The organism is Methylobacterium hispanicum (assembly GCF_022179285.1).
In the GTDB taxonomy this organism is placed as follows: domain Bacteria; phylum Pseudomonadota; class Alphaproteobacteria; order Rhizobiales; family Beijerinckiaceae; genus Methylobacterium; species Methylobacterium hispanicum.
On the sequence record NZ_BPQO01000070.1, the window covers coordinates 1 to 2,598 of the forward strand.

Annotated in this window: 2 protein-coding genes; both read right to left on the bottom strand. The window is 69.2% G+C overall.

Annotated elements, in window-relative coordinates:
- Window positions 1-150 precede the first annotated feature (150 nt).
- Window positions 151-894 carry an IS21-like element helper ATPase IstB gene (gene istB, locus MFF56_RS31700; protein ID WP_012606268.1) on the bottom strand — a complete coding sequence of 248 codons (744 nt, stop codon included), beginning with the start codon at window positions 892-894 and terminating at the stop codon, window positions 151-153.
- A gap of 11 nt (window positions 895-905) precedes the next feature.
- The gene (istA, locus tag MFF56_RS31705; RefSeq protein WP_308445301.1) at window positions 906-2,444 is read right to left on the bottom strand and encodes an IS21 family transposase; all 1,539 of its coding nucleotides are present in this window, start codon (window positions 2,442-2,444) and stop codon (window positions 906-908) included.
- Window positions 2,445-2,598 lie beyond the last annotated feature (154 nt).

Here is a 2,598-nt window from a genome sequence, read left to right on the forward strand (position 1 = left end):
TGCGTATTCCGACGAAGCCGGCCGGGGATTCCGATTTGAAGCCGGCCGTCATTCCGAGGCGAAGCCGGCCACCGTTCCGATCTGAAGCCGGCCGGTGGCGGAGGCGCTCCCGCGGGTCTGGGTGGAAGATCACGAGGTTGGTTCAGGCGGTCAAGCGGCTTGCTCGGCCGCCTTTCGTTTGCGCAGGCTCTCGCCGGCGAGCTCGATCCGGTGCGCGTTGTGAAGCAGCCGGTCGAGGACGGCATCGGCGAGCGTCGGAATGCCGATGATCTCGTACCAGCGGTCGACCGGTACCTGGCTGGTGATCAGGGTCGCGCCAGTGTCGTAGCGATCCTCGATGATCTCGAGGAGGTCCCGCGCCTGCTCGGGTAGGAGCGGTTCGGGGCCCCAGTCGTCGAGGATCAGCAGGTTCACACGGGCGATCTGGCGCAGCAGCCTGCCGTATCGGCCATCGCCGCGGGCGAGGCTCAAGGCCGCAAACAGGCGCGGGACCCGATAGTACAGAACCGAGAGGTCGTCCCGGCAAGCCTTGTGTCCCAGCGCGCAGGCCAGCCAACTCTTTCCGACGCCGCAGGGGCCGGTGATGACGAGGTTGCGCCGGGTCCGGATCCAGTCGCCGGTGGCGAGCTTGAGGAACAGCGCGCGGTCGAGGCCACGATGGCTGCGGTAGTCGACATCCTCGATGCTGGCAGGGTGGCGCAGGCGGGCGGCCCGTGCGCGGGTCTCGAAGCGCTTCTGCCGGCGGGCGGTGGCCTCGTGTTCGAGCAGGAGCCCGAGCCACTCGGCGTGCGAGAGCGCGCCGGCTTCCGGGTTGGCGTCGAGCGCTCTGTAGCCAGAGGCCATGCCGGTCAGGCCGAGTTCGCGCAGGAGATCGAGGGTGGGATGAGTGAGCATCGTCGTCTCCGTCAGTGGAAGTAGCGCGGGCCGCGCAGGTTGGGGTGGAGCAGGACGGGAGCGGCCTCGGCAGACGGCGCGGTGCGGTCGAGGCCCAGGCTGAGGATCGAGGCGATGCTCTTGTAGGTGAGTGCGCCGATGGCGACCGCGCGGGCCGAGGCGGCCTCCGCCCGGCCGGGGTCGAGCCCGCGATAGAGGCGCAGGATGCCTAAGCAGGTACGGAAGCCCTGCTCTGGATGCGGACGGTCGTGGAGGATGGCGACGACGAGCCCCTCGGTCTCCGGGCCGATACCGCGTGCCCAGCGCCGGAAGCGCTCGGGGCTCCACTCGGCGTAGCGCCGATGCGCGCTCGGCATGTGCTCGGGATCGGTGCCGTGTCGCCGGCCGGCATAACGGCGCTCATGGGCGGCGACGCGCTGACCGCGGTGGAACACCTCGATGGTGCGCGCCGTGATGCGGAGGTCGACCTGCTCGCGGATCAGGGCGTGGGGCACCGAGTACAGGAAGCCGGCCGCCTCGACGTGGTAGTTGAGGTTGACCCGGGCCAGCCGCCATTCGGAGAAGGCGTAGTCCTCCGCCGGCAGGGGACGGAGCGCCGCTCGCTCGATCGCCTCGAACAGGGCGCGTCGGGTCGTGCCGAGCCTGCGCATCGGGTGGGCATTGATACGCTCGACCATCGTGGCGATGGCGGCGTTGCATTCGGCGAGCGAGAAGAACGTCTGTCGCCGAAGCCGCCCCAGGATGTAGGTTTGGGCCAAGCGCACGCCGGCCTCGACCTTGGCCTTGTCGCGGGGCTTGCGTGGCCGGGCCGGCAGGATGCCGACGCCGTAATGGTCGGCCATCATCCCATAGGAGCGGTTGATCTCTGGATCGTAGAACGAGGCTTTGTGAACGGCGCTCTTGAGGTTGTCGGGCACGACGAGGCGGGGGACGCCGCCGAGGAAGCGGAACAGGCGGACATGCGCGCCGATCCAGTCGGGCAGCGTCTGGGTCCAGGTCGCCTCGGCGTAGGTCAGGCTCGACGCGCCCAGCACCGCCACGAAGATCTCGGCCTCGCGCACGATGCCAGTGGTGGGATCGACGATCTCGATCTTCTTGCCGGAGTAATCGACGAAGACCTTGTCGCCGGCGGCATGGTGCTGGCGCATCACCGGGGTGAGCCGGCGCTCGAACTCCCTGTAGAGATCGCAGAACCGGGAGTAGCCGTAGCCGTCTGGATGGGTCTCCCGGTACTCCTCCCAGAGCACGGTCAGGTTGACCCCGGACCGGCGCATCTCCCGGATGACGCAGGGCCAGTCCGGCTCGGGCAGGCGGCGCATGCCCTGCTTCACGCCGGCCCGGGCGAACAGGCGCTGCTCCAGCACCGCGTCCGTGACCTCGGCGTCGAGCGGCCAGGTCAGGCCGGCGGCGGTGGCTCGGCCGAGGTTGTCCTGCACGGTCGAGCGGGCGATGCCCAGCGTTCGCCCGATCTCACGCGCGCTCACCCCGTCGTGGGCGAGCCGCAGCATCTGTTTGATCTGTCGCATGGTCAGCTCTCTCCTGGCCGGCATCCCATCCTCCTCGTGGTCGAGGACTGGGATGCCGCGGTTGCTGACCCGCGGGGATGCGCCATAGCCGATGCCGGCTACCGAGTGGCCGACATCAAATCGGAACGTTGGCCGGCTTCGCGTCGGAATGGGTGGCCGGCTTCCGTCGGAATCCGCA

Bases quoted from the DNA above. Each gene is read 5' to 3' on its own strand.
- istB (WP_012606268.1), bottom strand. From the start codon at position 894: ATGCTCACTCATCCCACCCTCGATCTCCTGCGCGAACTCGGCCTGACC.
- istA (WP_308445301.1), bottom strand. From the start codon at position 2,444: ATGCCGGCCAGGAGAGAGCTGACCATGCGACAGATCAAACAGATGCTG.